General features: G+C 68.9%; 14 protein-coding genes. 6 read left to right on the top strand and 8 right to left on the bottom strand.

The annotated features are described in order from the left end of the window. Positions 1 to 82 precede the first annotated feature (82 nt). Both ABZU72_RS07400 and ABZU72_RS07395 read right to left on the bottom strand, forming a co-directional pair. Positions 83 to 412, bottom strand: a complete 330-nt coding sequence (locus ABZU72_RS07400; RefSeq protein WP_355018213.1) for a carboxymuconolactone decarboxylase family protein — start codon at positions 410 to 412, stop codon at positions 83 to 85. A gap of 113 nt (positions 413 to 525) precedes the next feature. Continuing rightward, entirely contained in the window at positions 526 to 963 is a 438-nt protein-coding gene (locus tag ABZU72_RS07395; RefSeq protein WP_355018212.1) for a hypothetical protein, read from the bottom strand. Positions 964 to 1190: 227 nt separating this feature from the next. Between ABZU72_RS07395 and ABZU72_RS07390 the strand changes: the two genes are divergently transcribed. Continuing rightward, positions 1191 to 3431: a LuxR C-terminal-related transcriptional regulator gene (locus ABZU72_RS07390; protein WP_355018211.1), complete on the top strand. Its 2241-nt coding sequence runs from the start codon at positions 1191 to 1193 to the stop codon at positions 3429 to 3431. Here the strand turns inward: ABZU72_RS07390 and ABZU72_RS07385 are convergent. From ABZU72_RS07385 to ABZU72_RS07365, 5 genes are all read right to left on the bottom strand, one after another. Then, entirely contained in the window at positions 3428 to 4624 is a 1197-nt protein-coding gene (locus ABZU72_RS07385) for a cation:proton antiporter (RefSeq protein WP_355018210.1), read from the bottom strand. The two genes, ABZU72_RS07390 and ABZU72_RS07385, sit on opposite strands and share 4 nt — an antisense overlap. An 86-nt stretch (positions 4625 to 4710) precedes the next feature. Beyond that, positions 4711 to 5529, bottom strand: coding sequence for an ABC transporter substrate-binding protein (locus ABZU72_RS07380; protein WP_355018209.1), 819 nt, complete (start codon positions 5527 to 5529; stop codon positions 4711 to 4713). Between the two features lie 158 nt (positions 5530 to 5687). Next, the gene (locus ABZU72_RS07375; protein WP_355018208.1) at positions 5688 to 7841 is read right to left on the bottom strand and encodes an alpha-galactosidase; all 2154 of its coding nucleotides are present in this window, start codon (positions 7839 to 7841) and stop codon (positions 5688 to 5690) included. Next, positions 7838 to 9898 carry a beta-galactosidase gene (locus ABZU72_RS07370; RefSeq protein ID WP_355018207.1) on the bottom strand — a complete coding sequence of 687 codons (2061 nt, stop codon included), beginning with the start codon at positions 9896 to 9898 and terminating at the stop codon, positions 7838 to 7840. The genes ABZU72_RS07375 and ABZU72_RS07370 overlap by 4 nt, the downstream gene beginning before the upstream one ends. Then, the gene (locus tag ABZU72_RS07365; RefSeq protein WP_355018206.1) at positions 9895 to 10935 is read right to left on the bottom strand and encodes a LacI family DNA-binding transcriptional regulator; all 1041 of its coding nucleotides are present in this window, start codon (positions 10933 to 10935) and stop codon (positions 9895 to 9897) included. The genes ABZU72_RS07370 and ABZU72_RS07365 overlap by 4 nt, the downstream gene beginning before the upstream one ends. A gap of 110 nt (positions 10936 to 11045) precedes the next feature. On the opposite strand from ABZU72_RS07365, the gene ABZU72_RS07360 reads away from it, so the two are divergent. The 4 genes from ABZU72_RS07360 (at position 11046) to ABZU72_RS07345 (ending at position 16037) form a co-directional block, all read left to right on the top strand. Beyond that, positions 11046 to 11981: a sugar ABC transporter permease gene (locus ABZU72_RS07360; RefSeq protein ID WP_355018205.1), complete on the top strand. Its 936-nt coding sequence runs from the start codon at positions 11046 to 11048 to the stop codon at positions 11979 to 11981. Continuing rightward, the gene (locus tag ABZU72_RS07355; protein ID WP_355018204.1) at positions 11978 to 12850 is read left to right on the top strand and encodes a carbohydrate ABC transporter permease; all 873 of its coding nucleotides are present in this window, start codon (positions 11978 to 11980) and stop codon (positions 12848 to 12850) included. Before ABZU72_RS07360 ends, ABZU72_RS07355 begins: the two co-directional genes overlap by 4 nt. Positions 12851 to 12865: 15 nt before the next feature. Continuing rightward, the gene (locus ABZU72_RS07350; RefSeq protein WP_355018203.1) at positions 12866 to 14209 is read left to right on the top strand and encodes an extracellular solute-binding protein; all 1344 of its coding nucleotides are present in this window, start codon (positions 12866 to 12868) and stop codon (positions 14207 to 14209) included. Between the two features lie 73 nt (positions 14210 to 14282). Beyond that, positions 14283 to 16037 carry a beta-galactosidase family protein gene (locus ABZU72_RS07345; protein ID WP_355018202.1) on the top strand — a complete coding sequence of 585 codons (1755 nt, stop codon included), beginning with the start codon at positions 14283 to 14285 and terminating at the stop codon, positions 16035 to 16037. A gap of 110 nt (positions 16038 to 16147) precedes the next feature. Here the strand turns inward: ABZU72_RS07345 and ABZU72_RS07340 are convergent, their stop codons facing one another. Further along, positions 16148 to 16747 (bottom strand): hypothetical protein, encoded by a 600-nt coding sequence (locus tag ABZU72_RS07340; protein ID WP_355018201.1) that lies wholly within the window; start codon positions 16745 to 16747, stop codon positions 16148 to 16150. Between the two features lie 401 nt (positions 16748 to 17148). On the opposite strand from ABZU72_RS07340, the gene ABZU72_RS07335 reads away from it, so the two are divergent. Further along, complete coding sequence (locus ABZU72_RS07335; protein ID WP_355018200.1) at positions 17149 to 19128, top strand: thioredoxin domain-containing protein; 1980 nt, start codon at positions 17149 to 17151, stop codon at positions 19126 to 19128. Positions 19129 to 19146: the final 18 nt, after the last annotated feature.

The raw sequence follows: 19146 nt of genomic DNA, 5'->3' as shown, positions 1-19146 counted from the left end.
GTCGGTCTGCGGTGGTGACGACGGGGTCGTCGGTGGGTTCTCGGAGTTCGCGTGTGATGGGCGAGTCGCTCGACATGGTGCGTCAGCTCAGTTCGTCGTCGGCCATCTGCGCGGATGCCTGTTCGATGCCGACTCCGATCGCCAGGACGATGCGGCTGGTCGCCGCTGCGACCCGCGACGTCCCGACGATGGGTGCGATCGCCGCGAGCACACCGCGGACGGCCTCGGCGTCGAGGCCGACCTCGTCGGCGATCGCGAGGTTCAACGCGTAGGAGACGGCCGGAGCATCGCTCGCGACGAGGGCAGCGAGTCGGACGAGAGCGATGGACTGTACGTCGAGGCTCGATGCCTGCACGGATTCGGCCGTCATGGTGGCCAGCAGGTCGAGGACGGGGGTGTCGGATGCGGTCATGTCTGACATGGCAACCCTTCGGTGGTCGTGGGACTGGCCTCGAACGAGGCCACTCCCCAGGCTGTCTGGACGGTCCGCCCGAGGCATCACCCGAAGTGGACGAACCGGCCAGGTCAGCGGGTGATGTCGCGCCCGTGCACCGTCAGCGCCCAGATGACGAAGATGTCGACAGCGATGATCAGCATCGACCAGAACGGCGAGTACGGGATGAACGCGAAGTTGGCGAAGGCACTCAGTACGGCCAGGACGACTCCGATGATGCGACCCCAGACCATGCCGTTGAGCACAGCGAAGCCCGCGAACACCACGAGCAGTCCCAGCAGCAGGTGGATCCAGCCCCAGCTGGTGGCGTCGAGCTGGAGCAGGTAGTTGGGGGTCGTGACATAGAACTCGTTCTCGAAGATGGCGACCAGGCCGGCGAAGGCCTGGAAGCTGCCGGCCATGATCATCATCACGCCGGCGAACATGATGAAGCCGGTCGCCCAGCCACTGGGCGGCGGCTCCTGCGCCTGCCAGGTGGTCTCTTCGTTCAATGGGGTCTGTTCGGTCATGACGGGACGCTCCTTGGATTGCCGCCGACCACGACGGACTCGATGTCGGGTCGTGAAGTGAACGGACGATCTCAATCTGGTCGCCGGGGCCTGTTGGCGAATCATCCTCATTGTGTGAAACGTGAGGGCGTCAGGACTGAGAAGGTGGCTGAGACTCCGCCGGGCCACCCACAAGTCATCCGTCAGGGATGAGACGTCGGGCTGCCCGGATCTCTAGCGTGCGAAGGGTGGAAGACGCTGGCGAAGCCGCGCGAACGGCTGCCGGGCTCGACGACGTTCTGCTGGACGTCAAGCTTTCGGTTCCCGAGCTGCCGCTCAGACTGGTGAGCAGGGCCCCTCTGATCGAGGCGGCCCGGAGCAGCGGCGCGCCGTCGGTCGGAATCACCGCGCCCGCCGGCTACGGCAAGTCCACCCTCCTTGCGCAGTGGGCACAGGCCGAGGACCGCCCGGTCGGTTGGGTGTCACTCGACCGCCTGGACGACGACTCCAGCGCCCTCCTCGTGCTGCTCGCCTCGGCATACGCGCGAGCCGTGCCGGATCAGCAGGGCGTGGTCGCCGACGTGAGCGGTCTGGGCGTCTCGCCGTTGGGGCGCGCCGCACCGCGCCTGGCCGCCGCTCTCAGCCGAAGCCCGGAACCTTTCGTGCTGATGGTGGATGACCTGCATGAGCTGCACTCCTCGGCCTGCCACGATGTGCTGAGCGTGGTCATCTCCGGTGTCCCGGTCGGCTCCCAGCTGGTGTCGGCGAGCCGGGTCGAGCAACCGCACCTGGCTCGGCTGCGCGCCTCCGGCACGGTCCTCGACGTGCTGGGACCCGACCTGGCGCTGGATGTGACGGGTGCCGAGCAGATCTTCAGCGCGGCACAGGTGCCGCTCACGCGCGACCAGGCGATGAGGGTGACCGAACGGACGGAGGGTTGGGCGGCCGGCCTGCACCTGGCGGCGATGATCGCCCGGGACACGAAGCAGGACGTGTCGAGCATCTCCGGCGACGACCGGTACGTGGCCGACTATCTGTACCGGGAGTCGCTGAGCCAGCAGGACGAGGCGACGCAACGGTTCCTGCGGCGTACCGCTGTGCTCGACCGGCTCTGTGGCTCCCTGTGCGACGCGCTCTCGGGGGATACCGACGGTCAGGATCGGCTTCTCGCACTCGAGGGATCCAACTCGTTCCTGCTCCCGCTCGACCGGCGGCGGGAGTGGTACCGCTATCACCCGCTGTATCGAGAGTTCCTGCTCGGAGAGCTGCGTCGGGTCGAACCCGAGGTCGTCGCGAAGCTGCACCTGCGGGCCGCCGACTGGTTCGATGCCAACGAGTCTTCGGCGATGGCCCTCGAGCACCTGCTGAACACGCCCGAGCGTGATCGGTGCGTCCAGATCGCGACGCAGCTGGTGCTGCCGACCTACAGCGCCGGGCAGATGTCGACCGTGGGGCGGTGGCTGTCCGCGCTCGGTGACTCGGCCATCGAGGAACACCCTCCGTTGGCCGTGCTGGCCGCGTGGATGGACGTCCTGGGTGGCGACCCCCTCGGGGCGCAGCGCTGGGCTGCCGTGGCAGAGGCTGCGGAGTACGACTGGGTGCCGATGGACGGCACCGCTTCGTTCGAGTCAGCGCGCGCCATGTTGCGGGCCGTCATGTGCCCGGCAGGACCTGCGGCGATGATGCGTGATGCCGACCTCGCGATGGCCCAGGAACCGCCGTGGAGCCCCTGGCGCGACACGGCCGTGGTCGGTGCCGCTGAGGCGCATCTGCTGATGGGGGACGTCGAACGCGCAGCCGCCCTGTTCGCCGAGAGCTCCACCGCCGGAGCCGAGCTCGGCAACACCGACACCATCGTCAACGCTCAGGCGGAGCTCGCGCTGTTGGCGATGGAACACGGGAGCTGGGACGAGGCGGCGGAGCGAGTGGCCCTCGCCCTCGCCGTCGTCGAGGAGCATCGGATGTACGACTACGCGGTGAGCGTCCTCGCGTTCGCGGCCGCTGCTCGGCTGGGGCTGCACGACGGGGATCTCGGTGAGGTGGACCGGCAGCTGACCCGGGCGATGCGTGCGCGTCCGTCCTGCACGTACGCGCTGCCGTATCTGGCCGTGCGTAGTCGCCTCCAGCTGGCCAGTGTGTTCTGGGCACGCGGTGACCAGACGTCCGCCCGGCATCTGCTGCGCGAGATCGACGACGTGCTGCAGCGCCGACCGGATCTCGGGGTGCTGGTCGACCAGGTCGCGAGGCTCCGCGCCAGGATCAACTCCTCAGAACGCACCACCGCTGGAAGGCCGCCCCTGAGCCCGGCCGAGCTGCGCCTGCTGCCCTACCTCCAGACCCACCTCACCATCGGCGAGATCGGCGAGCGACTGTTCGTCTCCCGCAACACCGTCAGCTCGCAGGTCGCCTCGATCTACCGGAAGCTGGGCGTCACATCGCGGAGTGATGCGGTCCGGCAGGTGATCTCGATCGGGCTCCTCGGCTCCTAGCCTTCCGCTGGCGGTCCTTTCGCGGCGAACCGGTTCGCCGCGGGTACGGCGCTGAAGCCGTGTGCCATCACGCTGAGCAGGACCGTGAGCGAGATGACCGCGACCACGTCCTCACCCGCGCCGTGGAGACCTTCCAGCGCGATCAACGCGAAGATGACCGAGGCCAGGCCGCGCGGGCCGAACCAACCGACGAACACCACGCTGTAGCGGTCGAGCCCCGCACCGAGCAGCGCCAGGACGACCGGCAGCATGCGAACGACGGTCAGGCTGAGCACGGCGTAGCCCAGCATCGTCCAGCTCCACGAAGCCTGGATGACCGGAATCGCCAGTGCGCCGAAGATCAGCCAGCTGATCATCGAGGCCATGTCGCTGGACTGGTCGACGAAGTAGACCTCCTTCTCGCCGCTTCGTCCGGCAACGTTCCCGAAGACCAGACCGCCCACGAAGGCGGCGACGAAACCGTTCCCGTCCGTGGCGAGTGCCGCGGCGTACGCCAACAGTGCGAGTGCGAGGACGGCTGGGCCGCCGAGCTCCTCGGACAGCCAGCCGCGTTCGCGTGCGCGTCTGGTGACCAGGCCGCCCACGCTGCCGACGATGACGCCCACGAGGAGGCCGACCAGCAGGGAGACGATCGCGCCGCCGGGGCTCTCGACACCGAGTACCCCCTCATCGACCGCGACGCCGGCGATGGCCACCAGCACGATCGGGGTGGCGATGCCGTCGTTGAGCCCGCTCTCCACGTTCAGTACGCTTCGCACCTTCGCGGGCACATGAGGGTTCGACATGACGGGTGCACCGAGCGCAGCATCCGTCGGCGCGAGCGCGGCGCCGACCAGGAGCGCTGCCCACGGGTCGAAGCCGAGCACGATCATCGCGGCTCCGGTGCCCATGGCGATCGTCAGCGGCAGGCCGACCCCGAGCAGCCGAACATAGGTGCTCAGATCGCGTCGGAACTGCTCGAGCCGGACCCGCGATGCATCCGCGAAGAGGACCCAGACGAGGGTGACTTCGGCGACGATCTTGACCAGCTCGGGTTCGGCCTCGAGCTCGAGAAGGCCGAGTACGTCCGCGAACACCCAGCCGCCCGCCACGAACACGATGGGGGCGGTGAGCCCCAGCTGTTGGAGGCGACCTGCGAGGACGCACCACGCGACGATCGTCGCGAGGACCGCTACCAGCGCCGAGGTTTCCATGTGACGGACCTCCCGGCCTACCAGGATGTTCTTCGGGTATCACTCCCGTGTATCACGGACCGGTGGGGATATGTGGCGGAAACGGTTCAGGATCCCTTGTCGCGGAACACATCGGAGAGCGGGTCTGCCTCGAAGTAGGCGGTCTTGATCCTCAGCCACTCGCCGTCGAGGACCATGTTCCCCAGGACCTCGTCGATCTGTTCTTTTCGCTGGTCGCCGGAGCGGATCACGAATCCGATCGGTGCGTCCTTGACCGGGTAGACGATCGGCTCCTCCAGGGCTATGGGTGCGCCTTTGATGATCGACTGAGCGTACGGAGCTCCATGGAACAACGCGTCCGCTTCGCCTCGCCTGATCGACTCGATGGCAGCGCCCACGGTAGGGGCCCTGACGATCTTGACGTCCTGGTACTTCTCTTCGAGGTAGGACCCCTGGACGGCGCCGTCGACGACCGCGATCTTCTTCCCGTTGACGTCACGGCGCGTGTGAATGGTCGATCCCTTGGGGGTGAGGAAGGCGACGTACGTCGAGAAGTACGGCGCGCTGAAGTCGAACTCCCGCTCGAGTTCTGACGTGCTCGTGACCTGGGCCCCGATCATGTCGATCTCTCCCGCTCGCAGGGCCGGGAAGAGCTCGTTGAACTCCATCGCCACGAACTCAGGCTCGACGCCCATGCCTTCGGCGACGCTGTGCGCCATCTCGTAGTCGAAGCCCTTGGTCGCGCCGCCGCTCTCGTAGTAGACGGGTTCGGTGCTGTCGACACCGATCCGAAGGGTGTTGCTGCTGCCGGCCGCGGCGCTCGCCTTTCCGCTGGCGGATGGTGCGGGGTCCGAGAAGTGTCCGCTGAAGGCGATCGCGCCCAGAAGGGCCACTGCGCCGGCGACGACCAACTTGATCTGGTTCATGTGGGGGTCCTGTTGCTGGCGATGGCTGGCATGCGAGCCCGAGCGGCAAGGCGTGAGTCAGACAACCGGACCCGTAAGTCAGGTGGAACCTGGCCAGACCAACAAGGCGCGAACGAGCGACGAATCCTGGGTATCGCGGCCGGCACCGACGGTGACGGTCACGACGCCACCTCCGCGACCAGATGCACGATGACCAGGTCGTCGGCCTCCAGCAGGGGCGCGACCATGCCGACCTCGTCGAGCAGTCGGCCGCTCATCACGGCGCCGCCGTCGTACCAGGAGGGTCGCGGGCGGTCCTTGGGCGACACCGCAAGAGGCACCGGTGTCACCCGGTACGCCGTCTCCGGGGTCAGGCCGGGGAACCGGATGCGGCCGGCCGGCTGGCCCAGGGTGTGGTCGAGCGCCGAGAGACGGAACAGCGCTTCGCGCCCGTCAGGGGCGACCACGCCGTCCAGCTGCAGGCCGTCGTGCAAGGTGTCCGCCCGCACGACGCGGCCGGAGTGGAGCAGGCCACGGAACCGCTTGTGCAGCGCGATCCAGGCCCGGAGCTCCTCGCGGTCCTCGTCCGTCATGGTGGTGAGGTCCCACTCGATGCCGAGGTGTCCCCACATGGCGGTGCCGGCGCGGAAGCGCAGGGTGTGCCGGCGTCCGGTGGTGTGGTCGGTGCCCGATCCCACGTGGGTGCCCATCAGCTCGGGCGGCAGGGTCAGTCCGGTCCACCGGACCAGACGGTGCCCTTCGTGCACGTCGATGCAGTCGGATACCCAGGCCCGGTCGGCCCGCTCGAGGACTCCCAGGTCGAGGCGCCCGCCACCGCCGCAGCAGGACTCGATCTCGAGCGCGGGATGCTGGGCACGGAGTGCGTCCATCAGGCGATAGGCCGCGAGTGTCTGCAGGTGGACCGCGGGTCTGTGGTCTCGGCCGCGGCCCGCGCCGGTCAGCGCACGGTTGTGGTCCCACTTGATGTAGGCGACGTCGTAGCGGTCCACCAGCGCCGAGATCTGACCGAACACGTGGTCCCAGGCGTCCGGGTTGGAGAGGTCGAGGACGTGCTGGTTGCGCGAACTGATGCCGGGACCGGCGTGGGTGCTGAGGATCCACTCGGGATGTTCCCGGGCCACGTCGGAGTCGAGGCTGACCATCTCGGGCTCGAACCACAGCCCGAACTCCATGCCCAGGCCCTGCACGGTCTTCACCAGCGGAGTGAGGCCGTCCGGGAACACGTCCTCGTCCACGACCCAGTCACCCAGGGAGCTCGTGGCGTCGCGCCGCCCCTTGAACCAGCCGTCATCGAGGACATACCGCTCGACACCCAGCTCGGCTGCACGCTCGGCGAGCTCGATGAGCTTCTGCATGTCCATGTCGAAGTAGACCGCCTCCCAGGTGTTGAGGAGTACGGGTCGCGCGCGCCGTGGGTGCACCTCCCGCGCCCTCAGGTGCTCGTGGAAGCGGCCTGAGAAGGCATCGAGCCCCTCGCCCCAGGAGGCGTAGAGCCAGGGCGAGGCATAGGTCTCGTCGTGGCCCAGCACCATCTCGCCGGGCATGAGCAGCTCGCCTCCGCGCAGGAGCTTCCAGCCGGTGAAGGAGTTCTCGGCGCAGAGCACCTGGTTGCCGCTCCAGCCGAGGTGAACACCCCAGACCCGACCGGCACGGAAGCCGAACCCGGACCGGCCGGCACACAGCACGGTGGCCGAGTCGTGCCCGGGACGACCGCCCCAGGCCTCGCGGACGTGCTGTCCCTGGGTGAACGCGTGGCGCTGCGGGGTGCGCTCATGGGCGTGCCGCCCTGCCATGTCCAAGAGCTCGTCGGCCTCGGCCGGCACCGGCAGAGCCGGCTCGAGCAGCGTCACCTCATACGGCGTCGCCTCCAGGTTCCGCACGCAGGCGCGCAGGCGCAACAGACCGTTCCCGAACAGCTCGATCTCGGTGGTCACCTCCACGCCGGCCGGTCCATCCAGCGCGACGCTGGTGAGCCGAGTGCAGTCGGTCGACTCGGTGACCGTGTGGTCCACCACGTCGAAGGTGAGCGCCCAGGCCTGGCCGGCGCGGCTGCCCAGCAGACCCGGACGACCCACCCAGCCACTGGTCTGCTGCGGCAGCACGGATGCCCACGAGTGCTGGTAGATCGCCCCGTCGAGGCTCGGCATCTCCAGCGAGCGGAGAAGGTCGGGAAGGTGCTCGGCCGCGGTCTCGCCGAGATCTGGTCCCCAGTGGAGGATGCATGGGAGCTCGGTGGAGTCGAGCCGGACGACCAGGCTGGTGTCGCCGCGCCGGAGGTGCGCGCCGCGGGCGGGGCGGGTATCGCTGGTCATCGGGCGGTGCGGGTGAACACGGCCACCCCGGAGCCCGCCAGCTCGGCGACGCCGAGATCAGCACCCGAGGAGAACATCGGCTCGCCGAGGTCGCCCAGCTCGCTGAGGTCGACCACGTCGTCGGTCCGGTTGACCAGGAACCAGTACTCCCTCTCGCCGTCTGCGCGGATGGCGAGCTCCACCCGGCCGCGAAGCCCCGCGGGCAGCTCGCTGTCCACCCCGGCGGCCTCGAGCAGTCGGGCCAGCAGCGGCTCGAGACCATCCGCACCCAACCGGGTGGAGACGTAGGTGGCCGAGCCGTGAGCCAGGGCCCGTCGGGTCACTGCCGGGCGGCCCGCCTGCAGGCCGGTCTTGTACGACGCGAGGACCTGAGTGCCGGTAGTCGTCGCGGTGATCCGGTCGGTCCACCGCGTCCCGGTACTGCCGTCGTCGAGAACGACCTCGCACCCGTCCAGGAGCGGCCCGAACTCCTCGATGCGGATGCCGAGCAGGTCGCGCAGCGCACCCGGGTAGCCACCCGGCCACACGTGGTTGTTCTCGTCCACGACGCCGGAGAAGTACGTCGTGACCAGGTGGCCACCGCGGGCGACGAACTCCGTCAGCAGGTCGGCCGTCGCGGCGGGCATCACATGCAGCACCGGCGCCACCACCACGTCGTACCCGTCGAGCGGCGCGCCGACGGGCAGGACGTCAGCCCGGACACCGAGCGCGAGGAACGCGACGTACCAGTCGAGCGCCTCCGCCCGATGGCTCACCGAGGAGCTCGGGTTGGCCTCCAGGTCGAGGGTCCACGACGAATCGATGTCGAAGAGGATCGCGGCCCGGGCCTGCTGGCGCCGCGACCCGACGACGGAGGCGAGCCGCTCGAGGTGCCCACCCAGTCGGACCACCGTCCGATAGACCTCGCTGTCCTCGCCGGCATGGGGCACCATCGCCGAGTGGTACTTCTCCGCGCCGGACACGGACTGCCGCCACTGGAAGAAGCAGACGGCGTCCGCACCGTGCGCCACGTGGGTGAGCGAGTCCCGCACCAGCGCGCCGTCCGCCTTGGGCGGGTTGATCGCGCGCCAGTTGACCGCGCTGGTCGAGTGCTCCATCAGGAACCACGGCTCACCGCCGGCGATGCCACCGGTCAGGTTGGCCGAGAACGACAGCTCGTCGCGGGCGCTGTCGTCGACGAGCGTGTAGTGGTCGTTGGAGACGAAGTCGACCTCGGCCGCCCAGTCGGCGTAGTCGATGCCGTCGAAGTGGTCCATCACCATGAAGTTCGTGGTCACCGGTACGTCGGGGGTCAGCCGGTCGAGGATCTCCCGCTCGGCGCGCAGGTAGTCCTTGAGGGCGTCGGAGGAGAATCTCTTGAAGTCGAGCTGGTGTGTCGGGTTGGGAATGGTGGGCGTCAGCCGTGGCGGCAGCACCTCGCTCCAGTCGCTGTAGCGCTGCGACCAGAACGCGGTGCCCCAGGCGTGGTTGAGGCCGTCGAGGTCGCCGTACCTCTGCGACAGCCAGGTGCGGAACGCCGTCGCGGCGTCGTCGGAGTAGTCGTAGAGGTTGTGGCAACCGAGCTCGTTGGAGACGTGCCAGGCGGCGAGCGCCGGGTGGTGGGCGTACCGGCTCGCCATCGCCTCGACGACCGCCAGGGCGTGCTGCCGGAACACCGGTGACGTCGGCCGCCAGTGCTGCCGGGCGCCCGGCCACATGGTCTCGCCGGTGCGCGTGACAGGAAGGATCTCCGGGTGCCCGGCGCTCAACCAGGGCGGTGGCGAGGCTGTCGCGGTGGCGAGGTCGACGGCGATGCCGTGGGCGTGCAGCAGGTCCATCACCTCGTCGAGCCACGCGAAGTCCCAGGTGTCCGAGGCCGGCTGCAGGCGGGCCCAGGAGAAGATCCCGAGGGAGACGATGTTCACCCCGGCCTGACGCATCAGCCGGACGTCCTCGTCCCACACCTCCCGGCCCCACTGGTCAGGGTTGTAGTCGGCCCCGAAGCCGAGCGGTCCGCGAGCGTTCTCGATCGCGAGCGACTCGGGCCATCGCACCCAGCGGTGCGGTCGCCGCGTCATGCGGTCGTCCTGCGGGGCGGTGCGGTGCTGGCCCGGACCACCAGCCGGGGCCGCACCAGGGCCTCCTGGTGCTCGTGCTCGCCGGACTGGATCTCCCGGATCAGGGCATCGACTGCGCCCCGGCCGACCTCGTCGAACGACTGGTGGACGGTGGTCAGTGGCGGCCAGAAGTACGCCGCCTCCTCCATGTCGTCGAAGCCGACGACACTGACGTCGTCGGGGACCCGGCGACCGCGCTCGTGCAGGGCTCTCAGGAGTCCCAGGGCCATCTGGTCGTTCGCGGTGAACACCGCGGTCACCTCCTCGTTGTCGGCCAGCCGGAGGCCGGCCTCGTAGCCGGCTCCGGTCGACCAGTCGCCCGGCAGCACTGGCGGCACCGGTCGGCCGTGGGCCTCGAGCGTCTGCTGCCACGACGTCCAGCGGCGCCGCGCGGAGTAGGACAGCTCGGGCCCGGCGACGTGCCAGACGGTCTCGTGACCGAGGTCGAGCAGGTGCTCGGTGGCCAACCGCGCTCCGAGGGCCTGGTCGTTGTCGACGATCGGGTAGTCGTACTCCGCGCTGGAGTCGACCACGACCACCGGCAGTCCCTCCGGCACGGCGACGCCGTCGAGCCGGTGCGTCTCGACCAGGATGATGATGCCGTCCACCGCCTGCTCGCCGAGCTGGTCGAACGCCGCTCGAACGGCGTCCTGGGTGGCGTCCAGCACCGGCAGCAGGTTGATGGCGTACCCGGTCTGGGTGGCGGCGGCCGCGATCGCGTCGAGGGTGTGGGTGGTGCCGACGCTGGATAGCTCGAACGCGATCACGCCGATGCTCTGGAACCGTCCGCTGCGCAGCGCCCGGGCCGCCCGGTTGGGCCGGTAGCCGACCTCGCGCATCGCGGACAGCACCCGCTCCCGGGTGGCCGCGTCGACGTAGCGGGCGCCGTTCGCGACCCGCGAGACCGTCTGTCCCGAGACCCCGGCGATCCGGGCAACGTCGGCCTGTGAGGCTCCCCGCCGTGGAACTGGTGCCCCGGCCGTGCTGTCTGTCGCCATGGACCGAATAATCCTTCCGCCAACCTGTTGACGTCAACATGTGTCGTACGTCACTGTACCTGTTGACGTTAACAGGCCGCCACGGAATGGCGGTGAAGGGAGGTGGGACCGTGACCCAGCTGGAGAGAAGCCGGGAGACCCGCGGTGCTGGGCGACCGCCCGTGCCCGGTCGCCGGTGGTCGCGCAGCGACAGGAAGGGGTGGATCTTCGTCGGCCCGTTCCTGGCGGTCTTCGCGCTGACCTTCCTGTCGCCGATCGCCTACGCCGCCTACCTCAGCCTCTTCCGTGCGCAGGCGTTCTTCGGCACCACGGAGTTCGTCGGTCTGGACAACTACGTCGACGTGTTCACCGACGACAAGTTCTGGGACGGCTCGTTGCGGGTCCTGCTGTTCCTCGTCGTACAGGTGCCGATCATGCTTGGCCTGGCCCTGGTGGCCGCGCTGGCCATCGACAGCGCCCGGCTCTACGGCACGAGCTTCTTCCGGCTCTTCATCTTCCTGCCCTACGCCGTTCCCGGTGTCGTGGCCGTCCTGATGTGGGGCTTCATGTACGGCACCAACTTCGGGCTGGCCGCCGACTTCAACGAGCTGTTCGGCACCTCGATCGCGCCGCTCAGCAGCAACTGGATGCTCGCCTCGATCGCCAACATCGTGACCTGGGAGTTCGTGGGCTACAACATGCTGATCTTCTACTCCGCGTTGCGCACCGTGCCGGGCGAGATCTACGAGGCCGCCGCGCTCGACGGCGCCGGGCCGCTGCGGACCGTGCTCTCGATCAAGATCCCGGCCCTGCGCGGGGCCATCCTGATCGCCACCATCTTCTCCATCATCGGGACCTTCCAGCTCTTCAACGAGCCGAACATCCTGCGCACGCTGGAACCAAACATCATCACGACCTACTACACACCGAACCTCTACGCCTACAACCTGTCCTTCGGCGGGCAGCAGTACAACTACTCGGCGACGGTCGCGATCGTGATGGGCCTGCTCACCGCGGTGATCGCGTACGCCGTCCAGCTCCGCGGCTCACGAGAGGCGATGAAATGACGAGCCGGGTGAGCACGTCGCCGCTGGCGCCGCGACGGTCGCCGTTGCTGACCGTGCTGATGGCGCTGTTCCTCGTCTATACGCTGGTGCCGCTGGCGTGGCTGATCCTGAGTGCCACCAAGACCCAGGCGGATCTGTTCTCGAGCCCGGGGCTGTGGGTCGGCGACGAGTTCGCGTTCTTCAGCAACGTCCGCGACACGCTGACCTACCGCGACGGCATCTTCCTGCGCTGGCTGGCGAACACCCTTCTCTATGTCGTGGTGGGTGCCGGCGGCGCGACCCTGCTGGCCACCGCGGCCGGCTACGGCCTGGCCAAGTACCGCTTCCCCGGACGGCGGGCGGTCTTCGCCGTCATCATCGGCGCGGTGGCCGTGCCCGGCACCGCGCTGGCCGTGCCGACGTTCCTGATGTTCTCGAACATGGGGCTCACCAACACGGTATGGGCGATCATCATCCCCTCGCTGATCAGCCCGTTCGGCCTGTACCTGATGTGGGTCTATGCCGCGGACGCCGTACCGGACGAGCTGCTCGAGGCGGCGCGCATCGACGGCGCCGGCGAGATTCGGATCTTCTTCACGGTCGCTCTGCGCCTGCTCGCTCCCGGCATCGTCACGGTGCTGCTGTTCGCCGTCGTCTCGACGTGGAACAACTACTTCCTGCCACTGATCATGCTGAGCGAGCCGAAGCTCTATCCGCTCACCGTGGGCCTCACCCAGTGGAGCGCTCAGGCGACGGGCGCGAACGCGCAGCCCGTCTACAACCTGGTGGTCACAGGCTCTCTGCTGACCATCGCCCCGCTCGTCATCGCCTTCCTCCTTCTCCAGCGGTTCTGGCAGTCCGGCTTGAGCGCGGGAAGCGTCAAACAGTGAAATGAAAGGAACGCCATGTTGATCATCAATGGGCGCAGATCCCGCCGGATCGCCCTCGTCGCGGCAGCCCTCACCGCCGCCTCTGTGCTCGCCGGCTGCGGCTCGGACGACGGGGGCGGCGGAGGCGGAGGCGGAGGTACGGCAGCAGACCTCGACGCTGCCCTCGAGGAAGGGGGCACCATCACCTACTGGACGTGGACCCCGTCCGCCGAGGCTCAGGTGGCGGCGTTCGAGGACCAGTACCCGAATGTCGACGTGAAGCTGGTCAACGCCGGCACCGGCAACGACCACTACACGAAGCTGCAGAATGCGATCAAGGCCGGCTCCGGCGGCCCCGACGTGGCGCAGGTCGAGTACAAGGCGCTGCCGCAGTTCGCGCTGCCCGGCGACCTGGTCGACCTGGGCCAGTACGGCTTCGACGAGTTCGAGTCGGATTACACGCCGTCGACCTGGGCCTCGGTGCAGGCCGGCGAGGGCCTCTACGGGCTGCCGCAGGACTCGGGTCCGATGGCGCTCTTCTACAACCAGCAGGTCTTCGACGAGCACAAGCTCGAGGTGCCGACCACCTGGGACGAGTACGTCGAGGCCGCTCGGACCATCAAGAAGGAGGACCCGTCGCAGTGCATCACCAACGACAGCGGTGACGCCGGCTTCACCACCAGCATGATCTGGCAGGCCGGTGGCACACCGTTCCAGTCCGACGGCGAGAGCGTCACGATCGATCTGCAGGACGAGGGCACGCAGAAGTGGACGGGCGTGTGGAACCAGCTCATCGAGGACGAGCTGGTCTGCACGATCCCCGGCTGGACCGAGGAGTGGTACAAGGCGCTGGGTGACGGGACCATCGCGTCCATCGGTCTCGGTGCCTGGGCACCCGGCGTGTTCGAGCAGTCCGTGCCCGACGGCGCGGGCAAGTGGCGGGCCGCACCGATGCCTACGTACGACGGGCAGCCGGCGACCGCCGAGAACGGCGGCAGCACCCAGTCGGTGCTGGAGCAGAGCAAGAACCCCGCGCTGGCCGCGGCGTTCGTGCGCTGGCTCAACCACGAGGAGGGCGTCGAGCCGTTCCTGGAGAGCGGTGGCTTCCCGGCCACGGTCGCGGACCTGCAGGACCCGGCGTTCGTCGACAAGAAGCTCGACTACTTCGGCGGCCAGCAGGTCAACCAGGTGCTCACCGAAGCAGCCACGCAGGTGGTCGAGGGCTGGCAGTACCTGCCCTACCAGCTGTACGCCGACACGATCTACGGCGACACCGTCGGCAAGTCCTACCAGACCCACACCGCCCTCGAGGACGGCCTGGGGGCCTGGCAGGAAGCGCTCGTGAAGTACGGCGACGAGCAGGGCTTCAGCGTCAACTGACCCACGACTGACCGGACCGACAGCCGCCGCACATCGCGGAGCGGCGGCTGTCGGTCCCTTGCGAGAGGTAGGCATGCCCGAGTTCACGATCGGCGAGTCCGACTTCCTTCTCGACGGTGAGCCGTTCCGGATCCTCTCCGGTGCGCTGCACTACTTCCGGGTCCACCCCGACCACTGGGCGGACCGGATCGAGAAGGCCAGGCTGATGGGCCTCAACACCATCGAGACCTACGTGCCGTGGAACGCCCACAGCCCCCGCCAGGGCGCCTTCGACACCGACGGCATCCTCGACCTTCCGCGGTTCCTGCGCCTGGTGGGGGAGGCCGGCATGTACGCGATCGTGCGTCCGGGGCCGTTCATCTGTGCGGAGTGGGACAACGGCGGGCTGCCGGCCTGGCTGTTCCGGGAGCCGGGCGTCGGGATCCGCCGCCATGAGCCGCGCTTCCTCGACGAGGTCGAGAAGTACCTCCACCAGGTCCTGGCGCTCGTGCGCCCGCACCAGGTCGACGAGGGCGGACCGGTGCTGCTGGTCCAGGTGGAGAACGAGTACGGCGCCTACGGTGATGACCGGAGCTACCTGCAGGCACTCGTGGAGATGACCCGTGGAGCCGGCATCGGCGTACCGCTGGTCACCGTGGACCAGCCCGTCGATGCCATGCTCGCCGCCGGCGGAATCGACGGGGTGCTGCGTACCAGCTCCTTCGGTTCGGACAGCGTGAACCGCTTGCGCACCCTCCGCGACCACCAGCCGACCGGGCCGCTGATGTGCATGGAGTTCTGGGACGGCTGGTTCGACCACTGGGGAGGTCGGCACCACACCACCCCCGTCGAGCAGGCCGCCGAGGAGCTCGATGCCCTCCTCGCCGCAGGAGCCTCGGTCAACGTGTACATGTTCCACGGCGGCACGAACTTCGGCCTGACCAGCGGGGCCAACGACAAGGGGATCTACCGGCCGACGGTGACCTCGTACGACTACGACGCTCCCCTGGACGAGGCCGGGAACCCGACCGCGAAGTACTTCGCGTTCCGCGACGTCATCGCCCGCTACGCGCCGGTGCCGACCGAGACCCCCGTCACCGCCGGTCTCGCCCCCGAGCAGACGGTGGCGTTGGGCGAGCCGGTCCGGCTGCTCGACGACCCGGGGGCCTGGGGCTCCTGGAGCAGCTGGGAGTCGCTGCCGGTGCTGGACGAGCTGGAGACAGACACTCGTCTGGCCGTCTACCGGACCGAGCTGCCGGGCGACCGCCTGGGCGTCCTCACCCTCGGTGAGGTCCGTGACCGGGCCGCCGTCTTCCTCGACGGCGCCCCGGTCGGCATCCTCGAGCGCGAGCACCACGAACGGGCGATCGCGCTGCCGCACGGTCGCGGTCGGCTGGAGATGGTTGTCGAGGACCAGGGCCGGGTCAACTACGGCGCCCGCATCGGTGAGTACAAGGGCCTGGTCGGGCCGGCTCTCCTCGACGAGGTGCCACTCACGGGCTGGGAGGTCCTGGCCATCGACCTCGACCAGGTGCCGCGCCTGTGGGAGGCCGGCCCACCAGACGGCCATGGCTCCGGGGTCGGGCCCACCGCGTGGCGCGTCCTCTTCTCGGCCGAGCCCCACCTCGACCTCTTCCTCGACACCACCGTCTGGGGCAAGGGCATCGCCTGGGTCAACGGCTTCTGCCTGGGACGCTATTGGCGGCGCGGTCCGCAGCGCACCCTGTTCGTGCCGGGCCCGGTGCTGCGTCCCGAAGGCAACGAGCTGGTCGTACTGGAGCTGGAGGTGCTCGCCGATCCGACGGCCCGGTTCGTCGCCGGGCCGTCCCTGGGGCCGCTCGAAGACTGAGGCCGGCCCTGAGAGTCCCGCTCGGGTGCGGGATCACGGACCTGTGGGTTGTCTGCCACGGTGTAGGCGGCGGGGAGGAGACGATCGACGTGACGGTGGCGTGGAATCACTCATCCAGCCCGACGGCACGCCGCGGGGTTCTGATGTAGCTCCACGTTGTCCCTCACGATCCTGCGGTCCACCCAGCTGTTGCGAGCCACCGAGAAGTTGCCGGCGTAGGAGTTCCTGAGCACACGCAGGGAACGCACGTGATTGCCGACGACGCGGAGGTTGTTGCACGCCTTGTTGTCCCGGACCATCAAGGTCCCCCGATTGTCGCGTACCACGAGATTGTTGGCGATCGACATCTCGCAGATCGCGACGTTGCGGGAGTTGCGGACCATGAGATTTCGTCCGCTGACCGGGTCCACGCGGCACCCCGCGGCCCCGATGGTCACGCGCTCGACGACGTTGCGGACGTGGATGTTCCGGCCGAGGCTCGTGTCGGTGATGCTGACCACCCTCGGTGCACCGGTGGTGCGGACATTGCCGGTGATCCTGGAAATGGTGATCACGCAGCGGGCGTCGTCCGGGATGACTACGTTGCGGAACGTCCGGTGGTGGTAGCTGCCGTCGCAGACGAGGTCGGGCGGCAGCGCCTGGGCGCTGAGGACCGGCCCCACCACGGGTGCGAGCGCGCCGATGAGAAGGAAGACGACGAGCTTCTTCATGTGAACCCTCCGAGTCCGGGCGATGTGTGTCTTCATGACGCGCCAACGAGAACATGTGTTGCACCGGCTCGCCCAGGTTCCAGATAGCCGATGCGTACTTCCCGCCGCGCTCCCGCTGCGGCGCGTACCCGGCGGGGAGAAGTTCGACGAACAACGCGACTGAGCCCCTCTCCCGATGAAACGGGGGAGGGGCTCACGTCAGTCAGCGCTCTATGCCTAGAAGTCGTAGTAGCGATCGAGTTGGTCACGGCAGCACAGGGGCGCTTCGCCAAGCCCGGCGACGCCACCGTAAGCGTGGTGTCTGCCGTTGGCCACTGAATGTTGGAGCGGAATACGTGTCAAGAATCCCTGTCATCTGACACGTTTGCATCACTTGCTCATGTGCGTGCAAGGCTGGAGGAGTGGCCAACCGACTCGCCTCCGCGACCTCGCCCTACCTGCTCCAGCACGCTCAGAATCCGGTGGACTGGTGGGAGTGGTCGCCCGAGGCGTTTGAGGAGGCGCGGCGGCGGGACTTACCTGTCCTGCTGTCGGTCGGGTACGCCGCGTGCCACTGGTGCCACGTGATGGCGCACGAGTCGTTCGAGGACGAGACGACGGCGGCGTACATGAACGAGCACTTCGTCAACATCAAGGTCGACCGGGAGGAGCGGCCGGATGTGGACGCGGTCTACATGGCCGCGACGACGGCGATGACCGGGTCGGGCGGGTGGCCGATGACGGTGGTGCTCGACCACGACGGGAACCCGTTCTTCGCGGGCACCTACTTCCCCGACATGCCGCGCCATGGGCAGCCGGCGTTCACGCAGGTGCTGCAGGCGCTCTCGGAGGCGTGGACGCAGCGGCGCTCGGAGATCGGGGCGGTGGCGGAGAACGTACGTCAGCATCTGGCCGCCGTGTCTGGGGCGGCCGGGTCCGCGGGCGACTGGCAGGTCGACGTCGATGCCGTGGTCGAGACGCTGGCGGGGGAGTTCGACCCGATGGCGGGCGGGTTCGGGGGTGCGCCGAAGTTCCCGCCGTCGATGGTGCTGGAGTTCCTGCGGCGAGCAGCCGGGGCGCTCGGGGCGGACTCGCGGGTCTCGCACATGCTCTCGCGCACTGTCGCAGCGATGGCCGGCGGCGGGATCTACGACCAGGTCGGGGGCGGGTTCGCACGCTATGCCGTCGACCGCGGCTGGGTCGTTCCGCACTTCGAGAAGATGCTCTACGACAACGCGCAGCTGATCGGTCTCTACGCTCGGCTCGGCACCAAGCTCGGCGACCGGGTCGCCCGGGAGAGCGCCGACTGGATGATCCGCGAGCTCGGCACCGCCGAGGGCGGGTTCGCCTCCGCGCTCGACGCCGACAGCGAGGGGGTCGAGGGGAAGTTCTACGTCTGGAGCCCGGGCGAGCTCGTCGCAGTGCTCGGTGCCGAGGACGGCGCCTGGGCCGCGGAGGTCTTCGAGGTGACCGAGGCCGGCACCTTCGAGGAAGGTGCTTCGACCCTCCAGTTGCGGCATCGGCCCGACGACACCGAGCGGCTCGAGTCGGTCAAGACCCGGCTCCTGGCGGCGCGTGCGGAGCGGGTACGCCCGGCGCGCGACGACAAGGTCGTCGCGGCCTGGAACGGCCTGGCGATCAGCGGTCTGGTCGATGCCGGGTTGCTGCTGGGGGAACGGCGGTATCTCGACGCGGCGATCGGCGCAGCGGAGTTGCTCTGGCGGGTGCATGCTCAGGGCGCTCGCCTCCTCCGTGTCAGCCGCGACGGCGTGGCCGGCGCGCACGCGGGGGTGCTGGAGGACTATGGCTGCGTCGCGGCGGGATTCCTGGCGCTGACCCAGGCGACCGGCGACAGCACCTGGCTCGACCGGGCGACGGCGCTGCTCGACACCGCACTGACCCACTTCCGCGCCGAGGATGGCGGCTTCTACGACACCGCCGACGACGCGGAGGCGCTGGTCACGCGGCCCCGCGACCCCTCCGACAACGCCAGCCCGAGCGGCATCAGCGCGATGGTCCATGCGCTCGTCACCGCCCATGCGCTCACCGGCGAGGGCCGCTACCGCACGGCCGCCGAGGAGGCGCTCGCGGCCACGAGCAACCTGATGACCAAGGCGCCCCGGTTCGCCGGCTGGTCGCTGGCGGCTGCGGCGACGATGGCCGACGGTCCGCTCGAGATCGCGGTCGTCGGGCCGCCGGGACCAGACCGCGACGCTCTCGAGGCCGCGGCCCGGCGCAAGCCGGGTGCGGTGGTGGTCGTCGCCGACGAGGCGCGCGACGACATCCCGCTGCTGAGCAGTCGCACTCCAGTGGACGGGAAGGCGGCGGCGTACGTCTGTCGAGGGTTCGTCTGCGAGCGTCCCGTCACCTCCGTGGGGGACCTGGCGAAGACCCATACCTGATCCCGGGCAACTATGTGG

The sequence above is a fragment of the Nocardioides sp. NPDC004968 genome (assembly GCF_040608935.1).
Classification (GTDB): Bacteria; Actinomycetota; Actinomycetes; order Propionibacteriales; family Nocardioidaceae; genus Nocardioides.
This window is presented reverse-complemented; position numbering and strand designations above follow the sequence as displayed.